The organism is Blautia sp. HA9023, assembly GCF_056504095.1.
The window spans coordinates 163,502-185,367 of record NZ_JBWLUR010000006.1; the positions used below are offsets into that span (position 1 = coordinate 163,502).

A 21,866-nucleotide genomic window follows, 5' to 3' on the forward strand; every position below is an offset into this window, starting at 1 on the left:
CCTTTTTAGTTGTAGAATACCCATTTCTTCTGACCGATCATCTGGAATACTGTCAGGATCATGGTGATGATAAGAAGTACTACTACGATCGTAGCGCCGTATCCCATGTTCTTATTGATAAATGCATATTTATAGAACAGGTAAACCAGTGACTGAGTCTTGGTAAGTGCCGGGTTTGACTTGTCAATAACCATATAGATCAGGTCGAATACCTGAAGGGATCCGATCACACGGGTAACAAGTACGAAGAAAATGGTTGGTGAAAGAAGCGGGACCGTGATGTTAAAGAATGCATTCACGCCTGTTGCACCGTCAATGGATGCTGCTTCATAATAATCTCTCGGGATCTCCTGAAGTCCTGACAGGAAAAGAACCATATTGTAACCGATGATAGACCATACACCGATGATCGCAACTGCAAATACTGCAATTTTCGGATTAGAAACCCAGTTTACATGAACATGGAAAACGTTATTGATAAGACCATAATCAGAGTTGAACAGCCATCTCCATACCATGGCTACCGCTGCCGGAGCTGCTACCATCGGAAGGAAGATGATGGTTCTGTAAATAGAACGGCCCTTCATCTTTCTGTTAAGAAGTACTGCAAGAACAAGTGCGATGACAATGGAAAAAGGAACCTCCACGATCGCATATTTGAATGTGTTGATCAGTGCCTGCCAGATCTCTTTATCTGCAAAAACCTTCTGATAGTTCTGTAAACCGATAAAGATATTTCCTTTACCAAAATCTCCTGTTTTGAAAAAGCTCTGGTAAATAGTCTGGAAGATCGGAATGATGTTCAATACGATCAGTCCGATGGTTGTTGGGAGAATAAACAGCCAGCCCCAGAGGAACTCACTGCGCTCTCTCTTTGTCCGTGCCTGTGACTTGGTAGTTTTAGCCATAAGAATCACTCCTTCTATTCCTTCTATGTATGAGGCCGCTGCACCTGAGTGCGGCGGCCCCTCTCATTACTGCACTTAATTATCGGTGTTTCTTAATGCTTACTCCTCAGCCAGCTTCTCGTTCATCTGATCAGCCATCTGCTTGCAAGCCTCTTCCATTGTGATGTCGCCTGTGTATACGCCCTTAAGGATCTCGTTGTCCTCGTTCTCCCATGTTACAGTAGATTTGGAGTATGGACGGATCTCCATGTCATCCATCATGTTCAGATAAGCCTGAAGGTTGAAGTCTGCGGATTTAGCCCATGCATCAGATGTTCCTGTGTATGCACTCATTGTAACACCAAGCTCAGCCTGTTTCTCCTGAGCCTCTTTGGATCCGAGGTACTCGATCAGCTGCCAAGCTTCCTCTGTGTGCTCACCGGAAGCAGATGCTGCCCATCCAAGTCCGTTATATGAGGAAGCTCTTCTGCCTGTCTCAGCGTTTTTAGGAAGCTCTACACAATCACAGTTAGCTGCTGTGTACTCGTTCTCTTTAAATGCTGCAAGCATCCAGGAGCCCTGGCATGTCATAGCGATCTTGCCAGCCTCGAAAAGTACGTCCTCGTTGTTCTCGGACATTGTCTCAAGAGACGGGATCACGCCATCCTTGATCCATCCTTCCAGTGTCTGCATAGCTGCGATCGTCTTCTCATCATCCCAGCCGGATTTTGTCTTATCATCGCTGATGACGTATCCGCCGTTATCATAGATCAGGTTGTAGTATCCGGCCTGGTTGTTATCATTTCTCATTGCGAGACCGTACTGGGAACCATCATCCTTAGTAAGCTTCTTAGCTGCCTCTGTAACATCATCCCATGTCCAGTCAGCTGTCGGATAATCAAGTCCTGCCTCGTCAAATAATGTCTTGTTGTACCAGAGAGCGATTGTATCTATATCCTTCGGTACTGCATAATATTTATCATCGTATGTATACAGTCCCCAGATATCCTCCGGATAGTTCTCCGGATCGATCAGATCGCTGTCTTTGATCTTATCGGTCAGATCAAGAAGCATATCGTTGGACATGTATCTCTCACTCTCATTGGAGTGCATCCAGAATACGTCCGGAAGGGAACCACCCTGTGCACCGGCCTCGAGCATTGTCCAGTACTCATCCCATTTAACAACGGAAATCTCTGTCTTGATTCCTGTCTTCTCTGTGAAGTCTGCAAGAATTTCTTTGATTCCCGGCTCCTGGTTGGTGTCCCAGATGGATACGGAAAGTGTAACATCGTCACCTTTTGCATATACAGGAACTGCTGTCATTACCATGGCACCTGCTAACAATAATGCTGCTACTCTTTTAAAATTCATAACTTCTTCCTCCTTTTAAATCTTTCTTATTTTCCCTCTTTCTTTGGTCAGTTTTTATATTTTTCCACGTCTCTGACCGTTGATATTATTATAATTGCACATGGAAAAATGATAAATGGATTATTGTCATTTCAATATGGAAAAATGTTATTTTTTATTTATTTTGTCCATTTTCTATTCATAGTTTGTTAAATATCCGTCATTTTTCCCTATGTGCTTTTATTTTTTTGATATATTTTCATATTTATCACTATTTTCGAGCATGTTTTGATACGTTTTTCTTTCTTTGTAGCAAAACCAACATTTTTACATGTTTGTTTTTATATATTTTCAACAACCAAAATGGTCGAAAATGCCTTTTTTTTGCAAAAATGAACTTTTTGTTAACACACATTTTTCTATGCGTGCACCGATTTTTACATGTGCACGCAAAATTCCATGTTTTTTCATACGATCCTGTGAGAGGATATCCGCAAGCCCCATTCGTCATACAGCTCTGAACCTGCTGCCCATTGCTTTTCCCCTTCACCGCAGTGGACTTCCCTGATTTGGTTAAAGCCTTCTGTACCTGACGATTCCTTCTCTTTACACACCGCAAGTGTCTGTGCTAAGATTATCTGTATCGGACATTTTTCGTATAGTCTGTTTTCTGTTTCTATTTCTAAATTAAGGAGGATATTTCATTATGAATCTTTTAAATGAAGATAATGTTGTCCATGTATTCCTCAACAAGCTGGGTGACATCGTAATCGCCAATCTTCTCTTTATTTTATGCAGCATACCGGTGATCACCATCGGGCCGGCGCTGACTGCCCTGTATCACTGCATGATGCGTACAGTAAAAGGAAATAACAATGGCACCACCAGAACCTTTTTCCGGGCCTTTAAAGAAAACTTCAAACAGTCACTGATCGTATGGCTGCTGATCCTTGCTGCCGGAATCGTACTTGTCCTGAATATACGTTTTCTTCTCCATTCAGGCAGTGGTACAGCACAGATACTCTTTTATCTGTCCGTAGGAGTCCTGACACTCCTGGTTATTTTTTCCTTATACATATTCCCGGTAATCGCAACCTTTGCCAATACCTTAGGGGCACTTTGCAGGAATGCGTTCCTGCTGGCGTTTATGCATTTTCCTACTACGATCGCCATGGCTGTGATCAGTATCTTTCCGCTTTATATGACTTATATTGATGTAAAAATGCAGCCGCTTTACGCATGCTGCTGGTTTTTCTTTGGGTTTGGACTTGTAGCTTTTATCAATTCGATGCTGTTGTATCGATTTTTTAAGAAGCTGCTTCCTCCGGATGAGGATATTTCGCTTTTGTGATAAAAGCGTAGGGAAAATTGTTTTTAATTTTTGATAATAAAGTTTTTCGCTTTTCAAAGCGGAGGAAATGCGAGGGGGAAAGCACTCGGAGTTAGCAAAGCCCGCTTTTCCCCCTCGCGCTCCCCCTTTCCGGGCATGCAGTTGTTGTGCGTTGTGGGGATGTGTATATGTATGTCGTTGGCGGGGTGATGGATTCTGCGGTGTTGGATGTGGGAGGCTGTGCCGATTTTTTTATAGTGCAACGGGATGGACAGTGGCATTGTATTTCCAGGGGACTTACTTGATTTGGTTAAAAAGGAGCTTCGAATCTGTATACGAAAGATTCGGAACTCCTTTTTTCATAAACATATACCAGAAAATGCTCGGTCAGCTATTCATAACCCACCTTGCTACAAAATATAACACACATTCCAAAGTCGAAAGCGAAGCACCTCGACTCGACATCTCCCGTCAGGCCACAGGGAAACTCAGCCTTTCGTCCCGGTCATCCAGCGCAGCGCTGATGACTCATCCAACTCTCGGGAAACCACTCCACATCCCACCTAGAACTAAATTTTCACTCCAGCCACTCATACCTGACCATTTGATCACCCTACCGGTCATCCATTCGCACCATCCTACCTGATTCCCCTTCCGTCCAGACACCTATTTCTACCGCCTGGAAATACCAGCCAGCAAGACGTGTGCTGGCTGGCGCGGCTCTGCAGGAGGGGTGCTGCTTCTTGGCTGGCGGGAATCTGCGTTGTTTTTCAAAAGTTCGCTGTCTGAGCGTAAGCGAGTTCGGACTTTTGGAAAACGCTTTTAGCAGATTTTCGGCGGCCTAGAAGACAGCCCCCGACGAAGCCCCGCGCCGGACAGCACACGCCTTGATGGCGTCCGTATATCCATCCACTCCCTCCATCTCACCTTTCCGTCCTGAAAAAACAGCCCGCGAGGCGTCCCTTTTCACCTACTCTCTTCTCAAAACAACCAGTCCCTCATTCTCACCAAGAACCACATCCTGTCCACCATTCAGCACATCACCCTCAGTCTCCCCAAGGCCGACACACCTCCACTGCCCCTCAGGCAGTTTCACACATCTGGAAACCTCCCCCTGCTTCCACACAGGAGCCACCAAAAGCTCCTCACCGATCATAAACTGATCCATCACCCTCTCCATACCCTGTCCAGGGAAAACAAACTCCATAGAACGGGCAATCGGCTCACCGGTACTCTTTGCACACTCTACAGCAGCCAGGATATCCGGCAGACACTTTTCTCTAAGAGCCAGCGCATCCTTCACCCTCTGAAGATCCGCCTCAGGCAGTACCCTCCAGGGAGACGCGGAAAACTGCATCACCGGCATCAGAGCCGCAATCTGTGCATACCGCACAAACATCTCCGGCGTACATGCATTCTCATTTCCATTCAGAAAACAGGTATACTCACCCCCGCCGATCATATCCGGACTGCCAAAAGGATGCCCCGTCAGTCCCTGGATCAATGTATCCGGGATCAGCCCCGCAATACCAGTCTCGTCCCACTTCGTCTGCTTATCGCAAAGCCTCTGCATCAGCGAATAACCCCCTGCACGGAAACACACACGCAGCTCATTAAACGCAAACTGCTCTCCAAATTCCGCCCAAAGCCTGGACAACTCATCCCCGGAAACATCCCGGAACATCTTATCCCCGGCATGATAATAACAGGGATCACCCGCATCCAGCTTAAAACCATCCACGCCCATATCCATAAGCACATCCAGCTGATCCTTCAGCCACTTCATAGCATCCGGATTCGTCAGATCCAGCGCAGCAGAATAACCATTCCACCACTCCAGTATCCTCGGTTTCCCCTCAGGAGTCTCGATCAGAAAATGCTTATCCCTTGCTTCCCGGAACTCCACAGTATCCGGAGTAATAAAAGGACAGATCCACAACATCACAGAAAAACCCATCTCATGCAGTTCCCGGATCATTCCCTTCGGATCACGGAAATTATCCCCACGGAACTGCCACCTTCCATAATAAGGAGACCAGCCATCATCGATCATCAAAACCCCTGCCGGAAAACCATTTTCCAGAATACCTTTTGCGTATTTCAGGATATTATCCTGGGTCTGATAATAAGTCAGTTCGATCCAGGAATTGTATACCGGAGTCTGGAAAAACCTGTCTGAAAGTTTGATCTCATGAAATGGAAAATGCGCTTTCATAGCTGCCAGGTATGCACCTCGCAGATCATGGAAGCCATCTTCCAGAACGATAATTTCCGGACCCTCCGCCAGGATCTCACCTTTTCTAAAAGAAATGCGGAAACCTGCATTGCTCCAGATGTAACGTCCTTTCGAGGAAAGGAATAAAGGCATGATCTGATTGTGAGTTGGGTTCTCGCGGAAATCCCAGTCCACAATGTCGTCTGCGCTTACGGGCTGGCGATAGCCTTCATAGACTGCGCCACCGTACCAGAATTCGTTTTTTAACATGGTTGTTTTCATGTTGAAGCTCCTTTCTACATGTGAATTTATAGTTCTTATTTATATGTTGAGATTTTTTAGTCAAGCGGATATTCGCAATCCGCTTCGCTACTTGCTCATAACCAAATAACTGCTCCGCAGTTTTGGTTAAATGTTGATGTTATTTTTTCTTTATTAATTTATTTTTTTCGCTTTTCAAAGCTGAGGAAATGCGAGGGGGAAAGCACTCAGAGTTAGCGAAGCCCGCTTTTCCCCCTCGCGCTCCCCCTTTCCGGGCACGCAGTTGTTGTATGTTGTGGAAATGTGAATATGTACTGGTGGGGCGATGGATTCTACGGTGCTGGCAATGTAACGTTACGCCGATTTACACCCAAGTCGAAAGCGCAGCACCTCGACCCAACATCTCCCGTCCGGTTGGAAATACCAGCCCGTATATCCGTCCTCCCCATCCTTGCCCTTCTCACCCCAATATTGTATAATCACCTTATACAACATCCCACCCCATTTTGTGACCCAAAATTGCGTTTTTGTTGCATACCCCAAGAAACCAGGAGGCCCACCCAAATGAAAAACACACACCAAGAACCCCAAACCCAGCACACCCTCTCCGTCTACTTCTGCGGCCAGGAAGACTGCGGCCCCGGCCACTCCTTTGGTCCGGCCATGCGCCCCCACTACCTTCTCCACGTGATCTTCCACGGCAAAGGCATCTACCAGTGCGGCGGACACACCTACCATCTGAAAGCAGGTGACGCCTTCCTCATCCGCCCCATGGACTCCATCTACTACCGCGCCGACACCTCCGACCCCTGGAGCTACGCCTGGGCAGGCTTTGACGGCTCCGCCTGCAAAGAAATCCTGGAGCAGACCATATTTTCCGACACCCTCATCTTCACCCCGGAAACACCAGCCCGGCAAAACAACCTCCTCACCCACATGACAAACCTCCTTAACACCTTCTCCGAAAACAACGGAAACGACCTCGCCACCGCCGGAAACCTCCTCCTGATGCTATCCGCCATGCAAAAAAAGCCCTCCGAAAGCAGAACCGACATCGCAACCCTCTACTTTCAGAAAGCTTCTGAATACATCCGAAACAATTACGCCTACCCCATCCAGATCTCAGACGTGGCACGCTACGTAGGAATCGACCGCTCCTATCTTTACCGGATCTTTATGGAACACGAAAACATCTCGCCAAAACAATACCTCCTGAAACACCGCCTCCAGATGGCAACCCAGCTCCTCTGTTCCTCAACCTGCACCATCACGGAAGCAGCCCTCTCCTGCGGCTTCCGGGACGCCCCATCCTTCTGTAACTATTTCCGCCAGGGCACCGGCTACACCCCAAAAGAATTCCGCAAAATGTTCAACGGAACCATACAAACATAACCAGGCAATACTCCGGCATCCACTGCCCTACGTAAAAAGTCCACCTCAGACAGCTGAACCTCCAAACATCCGGATCATCTCTTCCGGAAACAAAAAAAGACGGCCGATCAACCTGCATCCATACCAAATGCAAATGATCTCCGTCTTTCACTTTCTGGAAAAGAAATGCTTAAGAAATACATACAAAACAATAATAAACGCAAACACATAACCAAAAGCTCCCAGGGCCGGGATCCCCCACAGCTTCGGTTTCATATCCGTAGTACAGATAATACTGGAACTGATCAGAAGCGCCATCACCCACAGTCCCATCACAATATTACGTACCAGCCGCCGCAAAAGCCATGCAAGATCATCTGAAGCATGAAGATCCAGATTGATCTTCGTCTGTCCCTTCATACAGCCCTGAAGAAAATCCGCTGCCAGAGAAGGAATATCAACAGCCCTCTTCAATGACCAGGCGAGATTTTTACCACCTTTTTTGAGCCCATGCTTCCAGTTCCCATTGCTGAAAAGCTGCTCCTTGATCCGGGCTGCGGCGATCTGTGTCATATTGATATCCGGACAGATCTCAGCCAGGACCCCCTCCACATGAGTCAGTCCTCTTGCAAGCATGGTCAGTCCGTGAGGCATCATGATCTTGTTTTCCTTCATGACCTCCATCAGATCCACCATCACTTCCGCCACATCAATATTTCCCATATCCGCAGTGCCATATTTCTCCATCAGCCCACGGATATCTTCATATAGTTTGCTGGAATCCGGTTTGCCCTTAAACTCTCCAAGAGCCAGAACTGCATCCTGGATCTTGCCGATATTGTTCATGGCAACTCCCTCAATGGCTTCCCCGATCAGATGACGGTCATGCTCTGTGAGCCGTCCCATCATTCCCATATCGATCCAGACGATCTTCCCCTCCTGGATACGCACATTCCCGGGATGGGGATCTGCATGGAAAAATCCATCCTCCATGACCTGTTTGATGAAATTATCTACATATTTCGTTCCGATTTCATTGAGATCATAACCATTGGCCAGAAGATCAGCCTTATCATTGATGGCAAAACCGTCAATATACTCCATTACCAGTACATGGGGCGAAATATATTCCCGGTAAAGGATCGGCACTTTTACAAAAGCCACATCTTTATTCTTTTTGGCAAACTCCGCCATATTGGAAGCTTCCGTCAGAAAGTTCATCTCCTCCTGAGTCACAGTCCACAGTTCGCTCAAAACCATGTTCAGATCTACCATGCCCTTGATACTTACCGGCGGCATCAGACGTACGGCTTTGTGCATCAGGCCGATATCCCTTGCCATGGTTTCATAGATTCCCTTGCGCTGAACCTTGATCACAACCTCTTCTCCGGTTTTCAGCGTAGCTCTGTGAACCTGGGCAATGGATGCGGCACCCAGAGGCTTCTGCTCAATATTCTGAAATTCCTCCTGCCAGGGGCAACCCATGGATTCCTCCAGAACCTCGATCACCTGTGAAAAAGGCATAGGCGGCACATCTGAGCAGAGCTTCATAAGCTCATCACAGTACCTCTTTGGAAGAATATCGGAACGCAGGGACATAATCTGACCCAACTTAATATAAGTTGGGCCCAGATCTTCCAGTATGAGCCGGAGTTTTTCAGGAGAAACACCCCGGGTAATGGCATGCTTTTTCAGAACGGCTGTGATCTCTCTCAGCCGTTCTCCATATCCGTTGTTCTCTTTCTTCTCCTTTTTTTCTCTGCCCATAAGCTTCTCCATTTACAACAATATCGTCAGATGAACTTATTTACCAGGATTTCCTGACGTTCATCTGTTGGCTCTTACGCCACCTGGCTGTACTGCCGGAATTCTTCCAGAATAATCTGCTGCTTTTTCTCGATGCTCAGTCTGCAGCCGCTTCCTCATTCCCGTCAGCTTCTACTTCCGGCTCTGCTGCTTCCGGTGCAGCTTCCTCAACCGGTTCTTCTGCTGTCTCAGCAGCCTCTTCTTTCTCCCTGGCAGCCTCAGCCTGCATGCTCTCGATCTGAGCCTTCACAGCTGCCAGCTGCTCCGGTGTGAGTTTGGAGATTGTTGCCTTCAGTTCTTCCTGTTCATTCTTTCTTGCCGCGTTTTCTTTAACAGAATCCGCTGCAGTTTTAACTGTTGACTTGATGTTGTGCTTCAGTTCCTGATTGAGAACCTTTCCCTGCTCAACGGTAAGCTCGCCTTTTCTGACCAGTTCATCCAGGATCTCCTTGGATTTCTCTGCTGTTACTGCTGCTGTACCAATTCCTACTAATAAGATTTTTTTCAGTCCTTCACCTAATTCCATAATAATTCTCCTTTCCTGAAACCGGCCGCGGCAAAGCCATTATACTATATACCCCGCGGCACACCTTATCCCAAAACAACCATTTACTTCTCTTACCATATTCCCAGAAAAGCAAGCCCTTTCGGAACAAAAATGATCAGCCCTGTGATCGCCGCCATGATCGCTGCGATCAGTACTGCTCCGGCTGCTGTGTCCTTGGCAATCTTTGCCAGAGGGTGACGTTCCTCTGTTACAAGATCTACCACAGCTTCCACTGCCGTATTTACCAGTTCCAGCGCCATCACCATTCCAAACAGCCCCAGGCAGATGCACCACTCTGTCACGGAAATTCCAAGGATCAGCCCTGCGATCACAACGAGAACTGCCACCGTACAGTGGATCTTCATATTTCTTTCCTCGCGGATACAGGTAAAAATTCCCTGAAACGCATATCCGAAACTTTTATACAGCGGGTCCTTCTTTCTGCCTGCCATGTTCCTCACCTGATTTCCTGTGTGAATTATCCCTACCATAGGGAATTATGGAATTATTATAACAAGTTTGTAGTAATATTTCCAGTATTTCGGAAAATTTATGAATATTTAAGGAGTATATGCGGTTATTCACAGATAACTGGTCAAGCGGATATCCGGCATTGCTTTTTCCACATATGTATCCGGATGTCTCATATTATTCCACATTTTTCAGTGCTTCATCCATAGGCACGTGACGGATCCTTCGAAATTCCAGAACTGCTACTACTGCGTAGGCTGCGATTCCGATCGCCATCATTTTTACATAGATCATCGGGTCCACCCACATGGTGATCCATCCTGAAATACTGGAAAGCATCATCTCACGGAACAGCACCTCCATCACCTGACGCTCAACGGGAAGACTTAAGAGCAGGCAGATCACCACCACAAGAGATGTGGATAGTATATAGAGCCGGCTGATCTCCCCATCTGTATAGCCCAGGATCTTGGTCATGGAAATGGCCTGGGCATTTTTTTCGATAATGACCTTGGAAAGCAGATAGATCACCACCAGAAAAATGATCACAGAAAATCCGTACATCATTCCCATCATATCTCCCATGGAGACATCCAGCTGCCTGGATATTTTTGTAAGAGATTCCAGATCGATGACAGATCCGATATATTTTGAATCAATATCTTTGATCTCTGTATTGGAAAAATATCCCCCAAAATAATCATCGCCCAGATCAAACACCTCATTCAGTTTATCCCGCTCCATAAATACACAAAGACTTGCCGTATAATCATAAATCCCATCTACTTTAAAGGAATACTCATCCTTCTCGTATTTTTCCTTCAAGGTTATGGTATCTCCCTTTTTGATCCGGAATTTATCCGCATAGGCACTGGAAATATAGACACCGTCCCCCGAAAGATCTGCATGGATATACTGGCTGTCCGGCTCCACACCGTAGAGCACGATCTCCTCGCTTTTATATTTGCCAGGCATGGTATTCAAAGAATACGCAGAAAATTTTTCCGCATCTTTATTGTCCGTTCTGGTATCCATATAATATTCCAGAAGAGAGAGCATGCCATCCAGCTTGTTTCCTGAAGAAACACTTGCCGGAACGCTGAGCATATACTGATATTTTGCCAGCATGTGCCCCTGGATCTCCAGCTGATAATGATCCAGGGCAGATGGCAGGAGCATTCCAAAAAACAACAGCAGATTGGCAAAAATAACGCCCACAAACAGCACCAGATAATTACTCACATTCTGAAAGATCACACGGAGGCGGAACCTGGAAAAGATTCCGATCTTCGGGCTTAAATACACCGCACGCTTCTGTTTTTTTCCGGAAAAATCCCTTCGCAGGAATTTAAGAGGTGAAAGCTGCAGACGATACCTGAGCACCGCATAATTGATCAGTATCATAATGATGACCGGAACTACCGTTGTCAGAAGAAATGCCTCTGCATTCCATACAGTCACATACGTCGGCAGACTGTAACTTCCGTAATACATACCTGCGCACACGCCTTTAAAGATGGTATACCCAAGAATATTTCCGACCAGGGCACCGGCCAATGTTACCAGCACAGGAAGCGTCATATAGTGAAGGATCAGCTCCCGCCTGGTATAACCGGATGCACGAAGGGTACCGATCACGCCCGCTTCCTTACGGATAGTATTGCTGATGGTGATCCCAAACACAAAAGCCATGATCACGATCACGATATAAAGAAGCATGACAACCATAGCCTTATCTCCACCCATATCATCGCCGGTAAAAATAATCGCCTGATTAAGATAACGTGGTACAAAGGCCTCCAGTGTCACAACATTTCCAATATCCTCCATGAGGTCCTCGGAAACCTTTTTCTCCTCTTTTTCGTTCTCCGGCTGTTTATTATAGATCCAGGCATAATTATACTGGAGCTTTTCCTGACTGAGCGTTTCAAATTCCTCCGGTGTCACGACTCCAACACCAAATTTTACAGAATCAAACATGGAATCATTGTTGTTCTGAAACAGAGCACTGTAATCAGAAAGCGCCACCAGGCCTGTGATCTTCCAGGATTTTTTGCCCCCGGTCAGAGTATCCCCCACCTGAAGGCTGTTATTATCCGCATACATTCGGTCAATGGCGATCTCGCCCTGTTCGGATGGCATTTCTCCTTTCATCAGGCAGACCTTGTTCACCTGCTCCCGGTTTTTAAAGAAACGCATGGTACTTCCGTTATCCAGAGCTTCTTCTATATAATAATTCTCGTAAAGTGTAACACCTGCTGCCTCAATGTCTTTCCACTGAGATCTGTAAACTTTTTCCGCAGTACGGAAATTTCCGTTTTCAATATTATATTTGTCAAAACTTTCGTCATAGGCTTTCAGCATGCTTCCGTCAGCCACCAGGAAGCCGGACACAAACCCGATTGTCAGGACCATCAGCAGAAAAACCACCAGATATTTTACAAATTCCCCCTTCAGTTCCCTGGGGATCCGTTTACGCAAAGGACTCTTCATGCCTGCCTCCTTACCATTCCAAGTCTGCAGCCGGAATCTTCTGCTCATTCTGATAGTTTCTGCGGATCATACCGTCACGAAGTTTCACCACACGGTCTGCCATATCCTTGATGGCGTCGTTGTGGGTAACCATAACTATGGTGTTTCCGTATTTATGATTGACGGTTTCGATCAGTTTCAGGATTTCCTTGGAGGTATTATAATCCAGCGCACCGGTAGGCTCGTCACAGAGCAGGATATCCGGATTTTTTACAATGGCCCGTCCAATAGCTGTTCGCTGCTGCTGACCTCCGGAAAGCTGATTGGGAAGCTTTCTCTGATGCTCATAAAGTCCCAGGGTATGAAGCAATTCATCCACATCCAGAGGTCTGTCACTTAAGTAGGCTCCCACTTCAATATTTTCCCGTACCGTCAGATTAGGAATCAGATTATACATCTGGAAAATGTATCCCAGATGTTTTCTGCGGTAAAGCGAAAGTTTCTTTTCTTTCATATCTTCCAGGCGCTCCCCCTGAATGGTGATACTGCCTGCATCTGCTCCGTCAATGCCGCCGATGATATTTAACAGTGTGGATTTTCCGGAACCGGAGGGCCCCAGCAACACACAGAATTCTCCTTTTTCTATTTCCAGATCGATCCCTTTCAGAACATCCACACGGCTTTCTCCTGCCCCGAAGGATTTTTTGATCCCTTTTATCTCCAGAAACATATCGTTCTCCTTCCATTTCAACCTATTTTTCCGGCATCATATTTCCGCAGCCACCGGAAAATACTGATAAATATATGTTAGTTTAGACTCACTATTTTGTCAAGAAGCTGTCGTATTTTCGTACATTTTTCGGAGGATTTCTGTCTCCTTACACCACTTGCCAAAAGGCCAAAAAACGTATATAATGTGGGAGTATCTATATATTTTTAAGCAAATAAATCTTATTTTTTAAAGGAGTGAATATTAAAAGTGGACCCCAGCGACACTTACCAGATAATCATATTACTTATTCTGCTGGCATTGTCAGCCTTTTTCTCATCTAACGAAACCGCGCTGATGTCGGTAAACAAGATCCGTCTCCGCTCTCTTGCAGACGAGGGAAACAAGCGTGCAGCCATGGCTCTCGATATTCTTGAGAACCAGACGCCCAAGCTTCTCAGTGCGATTCTCATCGGAAACAACATTGTGAACATTTCGGCTTCTTCCCTTGCAACCACACTTGCATACAGCTTTGGCGGATATATGGTCAGCATCGTAACGGTGATCCTGACGGTTCTGATCTTAATCTTCGGCGAGATCACCCCCAAGAACTACGCAACCATTAACTCTGAAAAGATCACCCTCCGCTATATCCCGGTCTTTAAATTTCTTATGACCATCATGACACCGGTGATCTTTATCATCAATCTCTTTTCAAGAGGTGTGATGCGCCTGATGCGTGTGGATCCGGATGCAGCCAGCAAGGCCATGACCGAGGAGGAGCTTCGTACTATCGTGGACGTCAGCCATGAGGACGGTGTCATTGAATCCGACGAAAAAGAAATGATCTACAATGTATTTGATCTTGGAGATGCCACAGCCAAGGATATCATGGTTCCAAGAGTACATGTTACCTTTGCGGATGTGGAATCCACCTATGATGAACTGATCGATATTTTCCGCGAGGATAAGTTCACGCGTCTGCCGGTTTATAAGGACAGCCAGAACAACATTGTGGGAATCATCAACATGAAGGATCTTCTTCTTTACGACAAAAATGAGGAATTTGTTATCGATCATTTCCTCCGAAAGCCGCATTTCACTTACGAAACAAAAAGCATTTCCGATCTTCTTGTGGAAATGAAGGACTCCACCTTCAACATTGCCATTGTACTGGATGAATACGGTGATATGGCCGGACTGATCACACTGGAGGATATCCTAGAGGAGATCGTGGGTGAGATCCATGACGAGTACGACGAGAAAGAGGACGAACTTGTCCAGAAAATTTCCGACCGTGAATATATCATCGAGGGTTCCATGCACCTGGACGATGTGAACGATCACCTGAATACAGAACTGGATTCTGAGGATTACGATTCCCTTGGCGGATTTATCATCGAACACCTGGACCGCCTGCCTGTTGCCGGTGATGAGGTGATCACAGAGGAAGGCATCCGTCTGATCGTGGAAAAACTGGATAAGAACCGCATTGAGAAAGTGCATGTTTATCTTCCGGAAACGCTTCATGTAAGCGATCATGAATCCGAATAGAACCATTATCGGAACTGTCTATTTCTGATTGACAGTTCCGATATTTTATATTATAATAATCTAAAATTTTTATTCACATTTACTAAATGCAATGACAGGGAGTAGTACATAGTTTCCGGATGCACAGAGAGAAGATGGCCGGTGAGAATCTTCGTGACAGTACTATGGAAGTAGCCCTCGAGCAGTGGACTGAACCATGGATCTTCATGCAGTAGGCTTCATCGTCATTCCCACGTTACAGGGAGGCAGTATAATTTTGTACTGGCAGAGAGCAGAGTTTTACCTCTGAAAACAGGTGGTACCGCGGAATTATCCGTCCTGAGCATATTTTATCCGATATGCCGGGACTTTTTTATTGGAAAAATTTCTCGCGGCAGCCCTTATCTGCTTAACTTTTCACATCATCAAAGGAGGGAACCAATTCATGAAACAGATTTCCGGAAACAAATTGCTTGTAAAAGCCTTAAAAGAAGAAGGCGTTGATGTTCTGTTCGGCTATCCTGGTGCCTGCACCATCGATATCAGCGATGAATTATATAAACAGAGCGGCATTGACATCATCCTGCCACGTCACGAACAGGCCCTTGTACACGAAGCAGATGCCTATGCCAGAACTACCGGAAAGGTTGGCGTATGTCTCGTTACCAGCGGTCCCGGAGCTACCAACCTTGTTACAGGTCTTGCAACTGCCAACTATGACAGTGTTCCGCTTGTATGCTTTACCGGACAGGTTGCCCGTCACCTCATCGGAAACGATGCGTTCCAGGAGGTTGATATTGTCGGGATCACCAGAAGCATCACAAAATACGGTGTTACCGTCCGCAACCGTGAGGATCTTGGACGTATCATCAAGGAAGCTTTCTATATCGCACGCACCGGACGCCCAGGCCCGGTTCTCATCGACCTTCCAAAGGATGTAATGGCCGAGCTGGGAAGTGCTGAGTATCCGAAGACTGTCAATATCCGCGGCTACAAGCCCAACACCAGCGTGCATATCGGACAGCTGAAGCGTGCCCTCAAAATGCTGCAGAAGGCCAAAAAACCTCTGTTTCTTGCTGGCGGCGGTGTGATCATTTCCCGCGCGCAGGAGATTTTTACCCAGGTTGTTGAGAAAACTCAGATCCCGGTTGTCACAACCGTTATGGGACGTGGCGCCATTTCCACAAAGAACCCTCTGTTTATCGGAAATCTTGGTATGCACGGCGCTTATGCCGCAAATATGGCAGTAAATGAATGCGATCTTCTGTTTTCCATCGGAACCCGTTTTAACGACCGTATCACAGGCAAGCTCCATGAATTTGCCCCACATGCACAGATCGTCCACATCGATATTGACACCGCTTCCATTTCCAGAAATATCCATGTAGACATCCCCATCGTTGCCGATGCAAAAGAGGCAATAACAAAAATGAATGAATATGTACAGGACTGTAATACCGGCAAATGGCTGAAGCAGATCCAGGAATGGAAGGAAGAGCATCCTCTTACCATGAAAGATCGTGGTATTATGGGACCGCTGGATATCATCGGCGAGATCAACCTCCAGTTTGACAAGGCCATTCTTGTTACCGATGTAGGTCAGCATCAGATGCTAGTGAGCCAGTATGCAGACATCACCGAGAACCGTCAGCTGATCATGTCAGGTGGACTTGGAACCATGGGTTATGGCCTTCCAGGTGCTATCGGTGCCAAGATCGGCAATCCGGACACACCGGTCATCTCCGTTTCCGGTGACGGCGGCATGCAGATGAACATTCAGGAGCTGGCTACCGCAGTTCTGGAGGAACTTCCGATCATCTGCTGTATCTTTAATAATGAATATCTTGGAATGGTCCGCCAGTGGCAGAAGCTTTTCTACGGAAAACGCTACGCCATGACAAACTTAAAAGCCGGTGCACTCTCCCGCCGTACAGACGGACAGGAATATCCGGAATACACACCGGATTTCATCCGTCTCGCAGAGAGCTATGGGGCAAAAGGTATCCGCGTAACTGAAAAGGATCAGATCGCGGCTGCTTTCGAAGAGGCTAAGAAGAATACAAAAACTCCTACGATCATCGAATTTATCATTGATCCGGAGGAAATGGTTTACCCGATGGTTAAGCCGGGCGGTACTCTGGCTGATCTGATCATGGATTGTTAGGAGGAATGAATGATGGATAAAGGAATGAAAAAAAGATGGATCTCTCTCTACGTTGAAAACCAGGTCGGTGTTCTTTCCAAGATTTCCGGTCTTTTCTCCGGAAAGTCCTATAACCTGGACAGTCTTACTGTTGGAACCACCGAGGACCCCACAGTTTCCAGAATGACCATCGCCACAGTCAGCGATGATGAGACTTTTGAGCAGATCAAAAAACAGCTGAACCGTATGATCGAAGTTATCAAGGTCATTGATTTTACAGATGTATTTGTTCGAATGAAGGAGATCCTTTACATCAAGGTAAAAGGCTGCTCCCCGGAAGACAAAGTGGAACTTTTCCAGATCGCTGAGACCTTCAAAGCCCGTGTCATCGACTACGGAAAAGACAGCCTTCTCCTGGAATTTGTCCAGACCGCAACCAAAAACGACGCAGTTATCAAACTGGTCAAAGAAGAGTTCAAACACATCGAAGTTGTCCGCGGCGGAAGTGTTGGAATTGAATCGATCAGTATGATGGAAAGATAAAAGCGGAATAATACTCCGACAGAAAAACACGGGGCTGATGCTTTAACGATTAATAAATCGTGATTTTTACAGCCCCGAGTTTGTTCATATACATTCATTATTTCTGCATAAATTCAAGCACTGCCTCTTTCGTCGGAATCGCAGGGATTCCGCCTCTCTTTTGCACACACAATCCAGCAACTGCATTTCCCAAAACAGCACACTTTTTGATTTCTTCCCATTCCATTTTTCCAACATTCTTATTCATAGAAAGGATACTGCATAATACGCCTCCCCAGAATGAATCACCTGCCCCAGTCGTGTCGACCGCATGTGTCTGAAATGCTTTGATGATTTCTTTTCTGCTTTTTGTTGCCATAAGAACGCCCTGTTCTCCCAATGTAATGGCAACCAGCTTTGGTCCCATGGCAAGGAGTTGATCTGCAGCCTGCTCATAACTTTTCGCCTCTGTCAACAGAATACTCTCTTCATCCGATACCTTCATGACATCTACCAATTCTATGACAGATCTCATTTTTTTCACTGCATACTCTTTGCTCTTCCAAAGAGACGGACGGTAATTTGGATCATATGAAATAAGTACACCCGCTGCTTTTGCCATTTTTACCGCTTCGATCGTTGTACTTTCTGCCGGTTCATCTGTCAGTGATAATGATCCAAAATGAAAAACTCTACAACCTGAAATTAATGTCTGATCCAGTTCTTCTTTTTTTAACTGTGTATCTGCACCCGGTTTTCTTGCAAAAGAAAAATTCCGTTCTCCATTTTCACCAATTTCCACAAATGCCAACGTTGTAAAATAACCCGGATCTTCAACAATAGCATCTGTATTGATTCCTTCCTTTTGCAGTGTCTTCTTTAAAAATTTACCATGCATATCGTTTCCAACTTTTCCAATAAAAGATGTGCGATACCCAAAGTGGCTTGCAACGGTTAGAAGATTTGCCGGAGCACCGCCGGGATTCTGTTCGAACAATTTCCTCCCATCCTGATTATATCCTGCTTCCGTAAAATCAATCAGCAATTCTCCCAATGCCACGATATCAACTTTTTTTTCCATTTTTTAGTTCCTCTACAATCTCGTTATAACGTTTTTTATTTAACCGGTAGAAAAATAATACAACCGCAGTCACAATCCACAGTACACCCGGAATCGTCGTAAATGCATGCTTCATAATTGAAAGTACAATTGCATTTTGTGTCTGATTTGCAATATAACCATATTTTCCAAGTAATCCTGCTAAAAGTGCTGTTCCAACTGCCATTCCGATTTTATTTCCAAGTGAAATAAATGCATACTGAAAACCATCATTTCTAAGTCCGGTTTTCCACTCCCCATATTCCACACAGTCTGGAATAATTGCATAGATTGCGGTATTAAATCCAGAGAAGAAAAACTGTGTGAGACCAGATAATGCATAAAAAATAGCTGGTGATTCTTTGGCATTGAAGAAAAACATAGACAACATGGAAATTCCTGTAAATAAAGCAAAGAGAGATGCTGTTCTTCCTTTGTTATTCAACTTGCGGAATAATGGTTGAAAACAGGCTGCCCCGATGATAGAAGGAATAATAATGCACATCGAATAAGTTGTGTAGTAGGAGGCATTCCCTTCCACATATGTAAAATAATACAGAATATCTGCGTTTCTACCATATAACGTAAATCCAAATAATATCTGCCCTGCCAATGCAAGAAGATATGGTCTGTTCTGCATGACTGCTTTCAACTGTATCTTTACAGAAATTTTTTCTTTTTCCGGAGTAATCACTGCCTCTTTCGTCTTCGCAAAGCAGAAGAAATGACAGGCTGTAAAAATACATCCATATATGACCGCCACCGTCAGATATCCTGTCTTTGCACTGTGACTGCCGAATTTGCTGAGCAGCGGAACTGTGATAATATTTAACACACCAATTGCAATCATCGCTGCAACCGAACGGGATGTATTTATTTTTGCACGTTCATCAATATCCTGTGTCATAGCACCACACAAGGTTCCATATGGAATATTCACACAGGTATACCCCAAAACCAGCAGACAATATGTAATTACCATATAAATGATCTTTCCATTCTGCGGCCAGTCAGGTCTTGCCCAGAATGTCATAACAAGAAGAATCGCTGTAATTGGTGCCGCTACTAACAGCCATGGACGGTACCGTCCCCATCTCGATTTTGTTTTATCCGTAAGTCCCCCGACGATTGGATCATTGATCGCATCCCAGAATCTTGAAAAAAGCATAAGTGCTGACACAGCCGCCATACTGATTCCGAACACGTCTGTATAAAATATCATCAGAAAATTACTGACGAACATCCAGCTGAAATTACATCCGACATCACCAAAACCATATGCAATCTTACTGATCAGCGGTACTTTTCCATTTTTGTTTTCGCTTCCCATATGCCCCTCCTATTTTTATCAGAGTTTCTGACAGAACTCTATTCTTTCCTCATTTGGGCCCTTGATCATAAAAAACTTCACACCATTTTCCCAAAATGGCAGTTCTTCGATTCCGTCTGTAATAATTGTGTATTTTTCATTGCAGATTTTCTGATACATACTTTCAATGTCTTCCACATCAAGTGCAACATGTTGGTATGCACCGTCTGACATTGCCGCCTGCCCATTTTCAAAAGTCTCTATACAGTAATTTTTTATCTGTAAAAATGCCACTTTTTCCCCTGCTTTTTCATTATAAGACTGCATAATTACTTCAAATCCAAGACTCTTATAAAACTCAACTGTTTTCTGCAAATCGTTTGTCGGAAGCCCGATATGAGCAACTCCGACAATTCCATATTTATTTTCCATACGAACTCCTTACTTTTCACTGACGTTGATAATTACTTTCATCGTTGTCTCGCGGTTATCATCAATATACTGGTACGCCTTCAGATAATCTTTAAAAGCAAATGTCTTTGAGATGAGCGGTTTCAAATGAACTTTGCCCTCATTTACCAGTCTGATTCCATCTATGTAATCATCATGGCGGTACATCATCGTGCTCTTAATGTCAAGTTCGTGGTCATTTGCCACTGCAAGATCTACTTCTGCCATTCCTGCAAAAACAGCCACCAGTACGATCGTGCTTCCTTTTCTTGCATATTTAATTGCCTGTCCCATTGTAATATTGTTTCCGGCACAGTCGTAGATCACATCCGCCTTATCCGGTCCAAATGCTTCGATCATTGCCTCACCGAAGTCTTTATTTTTGGTATTCACACACACATCAATTCCACATTCTTTTGCCTTTGCCAGTCTAAGATCACTGATATCTGTGATCATCACTTTCGCTGCCCCCATTCCTTTTGCTGCCTGTGCCACGAGATTTCCGATCGGTCCTGCGCCAAGGACTACAATATTCATGCCAGCCACATCGCCCATTTGTTTTACACCATGAACTGCCACCGCAAGAGGTTCGATCATAGCTCCTTCTTCATAGGACATATCTTCTGGAATAGGTGTTACTTTAGATGCATCCACTGCAAAATACTCAGATGCTGTTCCTGTCGTCTGAAATCCCATTACTTTTAATTCCTCACAGAGATTATACTTTCCATGACGACATGGATAGCAATGTCCACAATATACCTGAGGCTCTATCGTCACCTTCTGTCCCACATGAAACTCTGTGACATTTTTTCCAAGTTCTGTAATCTCACCAGAAACCTCATGTCCCTGTGTTACCGGATATTTTGTAAACGGATGTTTTCCATGATAAACATGAATATCTGATCCACAAACACCAATATTCATAATCTTTACCAACACCTGATTTTCCTTTACCTCCGGAACCGGAACCTCTCTGAAAATAATTTCTCCTGGATTTGTCATTACCTGCTGTAACATAATTGTTTCCTCCTTATTTATATTGTTTTATTTGATCTTTTATAAATTGTTTTATTAAAGCAATTACATTATTATCCTGTAAACACGATTTGTCAATATGTTTTTCATAATTTTATATATTTCATAATTTTAAAATACATTTTTTGTGTATTTTTCACAATCAACACGAAAAAAACGGAAAGGAAACCGTAGTTACTGTTTTCTTTCCGTTTTTTACTATAATATCTTTTTCTAATTTTACACAACTTCTCGTTTTTCACACATATAAAGCGGACATCTGCATTCACTTTGCAACCTGTCAGTGGGAGCTTTTAACTCCAACAGAGTGAACATCCCCTTACCCAACGCTTGATGCCCTGCGCACCAGA

General features: G+C 45.0%; 17 protein-coding genes and 1 other annotated feature. Of the genes, 5 read left to right on the forward strand and 12 right to left on the reverse strand.

The window, feature by feature from the left end; all coding sequences use genetic code 11:
• Window positions 1-5: 5 nt before the first annotated feature.
• Complete coding sequence (locus AC04Q6_RS04910) at window positions 6-908, reverse strand: carbohydrate ABC transporter permease (protein WP_021650445.1); 903 nt, start codon at window positions 906-908, stop codon at window positions 6-8.
• 99 nt (window positions 909-1,007) lie between these two features.
• The gene (locus AC04Q6_RS04915; RefSeq protein ID WP_118169775.1) at window positions 1,008-2,261 is read right to left on the reverse strand and encodes an ABC transporter substrate-binding protein; all 1,254 of its coding nucleotides are present in this window, start codon (window positions 2,259-2,261) and stop codon (window positions 1,008-1,010) included.
• Between the two features lie 685 nt (window positions 2,262-2,946).
• Here AC04Q6_RS04915 and AC04Q6_RS04920 point away from each other — a divergent pair.
• Window positions 2,947-3,591 carry a YesL family protein gene (locus tag AC04Q6_RS04920; protein ID WP_294676405.1) on the forward strand — a complete coding sequence of 215 codons (645 nt, stop codon included), beginning with the start codon at window positions 2,947-2,949 and terminating at the stop codon, window positions 3,589-3,591.
• Between the two features lie 949 nt (window positions 3,592-4,540).
• On the opposite strand, the gene AC04Q6_RS04925 is transcribed toward AC04Q6_RS04920, so the two are convergent.
• Window positions 4,541-6,067 (reverse strand): glycoside hydrolase family 31 protein, encoded by a 1,527-nt coding sequence (locus tag AC04Q6_RS04925; protein WP_118169771.1) that lies wholly within the window; start codon window positions 6,065-6,067, stop codon window positions 4,541-4,543.
• A gap of 543 nt (window positions 6,068-6,610) precedes the next feature.
• Here AC04Q6_RS04925 and AC04Q6_RS04930 point away from each other — a divergent pair.
• Window positions 6,611-7,438, forward strand: coding sequence for an AraC family transcriptional regulator (locus tag AC04Q6_RS04930; protein ID WP_118063721.1), 828 nt, complete (start codon window positions 6,611-6,613; stop codon window positions 7,436-7,438).
• 147 nt (window positions 7,439-7,585) lie between these two features.
• On the opposite strand, the gene AC04Q6_RS04935 is transcribed toward AC04Q6_RS04930, so the two are convergent.
• From AC04Q6_RS04935 to AC04Q6_RS04955, 5 genes are all read right to left on the reverse strand, one after another.
• Entirely contained in the window at window positions 7,586-9,184 is a 1,599-nt protein-coding gene (locus AC04Q6_RS04935) for an AarF/UbiB family protein (RefSeq protein ID WP_476389560.1), read from the reverse strand.
• A gap of 136 nt (window positions 9,185-9,320) precedes the next feature.
• Window positions 9,321-9,752: a phasin family protein gene (locus AC04Q6_RS04940; RefSeq protein ID WP_118070646.1), complete on the reverse strand. Its 432-nt coding sequence runs from the start codon at window positions 9,750-9,752 to the stop codon at window positions 9,321-9,323.
• A gap of 89 nt (window positions 9,753-9,841) precedes the next feature.
• Window positions 9,842-10,222: a diacylglycerol kinase family protein gene (locus AC04Q6_RS04945; protein ID WP_118063726.1), complete on the reverse strand. Its 381-nt coding sequence runs from the start codon at window positions 10,220-10,222 to the stop codon at window positions 9,842-9,844.
• 196 nt (window positions 10,223-10,418) lie between these two features.
• Window positions 10,419-12,734: an FtsX-like permease family protein gene (locus tag AC04Q6_RS04950; RefSeq protein WP_476389561.1), complete on the reverse strand. Its 2,316-nt coding sequence runs from the start codon at window positions 12,732-12,734 to the stop codon at window positions 10,419-10,421.
• Window positions 12,735-12,744: 10 nt separating this feature from the next.
• The gene (locus tag AC04Q6_RS04955) at window positions 12,745-13,443 is read right to left on the reverse strand and encodes an ABC transporter ATP-binding protein (RefSeq protein WP_118063730.1); all 699 of its coding nucleotides are present in this window, start codon (window positions 13,441-13,443) and stop codon (window positions 12,745-12,747) included.
• Between the two features lie 249 nt (window positions 13,444-13,692).
• On the opposite strand from AC04Q6_RS04955, the gene AC04Q6_RS04960 reads away from it, so the two are divergent.
• From AC04Q6_RS04960 to ilvN, 3 genes are all read left to right on the forward strand, one after another.
• The gene (locus tag AC04Q6_RS04960; protein WP_476389562.1) at window positions 13,693-14,976 is read left to right on the forward strand and encodes a CNNM domain-containing protein; all 1,284 of its coding nucleotides are present in this window, start codon (window positions 13,693-13,695) and stop codon (window positions 14,974-14,976) included.
• A gap of 82 nt (window positions 14,977-15,058) precedes the next feature.
• Window positions 15,059-15,300 (forward strand) — a binding site (T-box leader).
• Between the two features lie 100 nt (window positions 15,301-15,400).
• Window positions 15,401-17,119 (forward strand): biosynthetic-type acetolactate synthase large subunit, encoded by a 1,719-nt coding sequence (ilvB, locus tag AC04Q6_RS04965; RefSeq protein ID WP_119248329.1) that lies wholly within the window; start codon window positions 15,401-15,403, stop codon window positions 17,117-17,119.
• Window positions 17,120-17,131: 12 nt separating this feature from the next.
• Entirely contained in the window at window positions 17,132-17,641 is a 510-nt protein-coding gene (ilvN, locus tag AC04Q6_RS04970) for an acetolactate synthase small subunit (RefSeq protein WP_119248333.1), read from the forward strand.
• A gap of 97 nt (window positions 17,642-17,738) precedes the next feature.
• Here ilvN and AC04Q6_RS04975 read toward each other — a convergent pair whose 3' ends face one another.
• The 4 genes from AC04Q6_RS04975 to AC04Q6_RS04990 are packed head-to-tail and all read right to left on the reverse strand — an operon-like array spanning window position 17,739 to window position 21,498.
• Entirely contained in the window at window positions 17,739-18,701 is a 963-nt protein-coding gene (locus AC04Q6_RS04975; protein ID WP_119248330.1) for a carbohydrate kinase family protein, read from the reverse strand.
• On the reverse strand, window positions 18,685-20,049 hold the full coding sequence (locus tag AC04Q6_RS04980) for an MFS transporter (RefSeq protein WP_119248331.1): 1,365 nt from the start codon (window positions 20,047-20,049) through the stop codon (window positions 18,685-18,687). Before AC04Q6_RS04980 ends, AC04Q6_RS04975 begins: the two co-directional genes overlap by 17 nt.
• 18 nt (window positions 20,050-20,067) lie before the next feature.
• A complete protein-coding gene (locus tag AC04Q6_RS04985) occupies window positions 20,068-20,460 on the reverse strand; it encodes a VOC family protein (RefSeq protein WP_021652508.1) in 393 nt (130 codons plus the stop codon).
• Between the two features lie 9 nt (window positions 20,461-20,469).
• The gene (locus AC04Q6_RS04990; protein WP_059086986.1) at window positions 20,470-21,498 is read right to left on the reverse strand and encodes a zinc-dependent alcohol dehydrogenase; all 1,029 of its coding nucleotides are present in this window, start codon (window positions 21,496-21,498) and stop codon (window positions 20,470-20,472) included.
• Window positions 21,499-21,866: the final 368 nt, after the last annotated feature.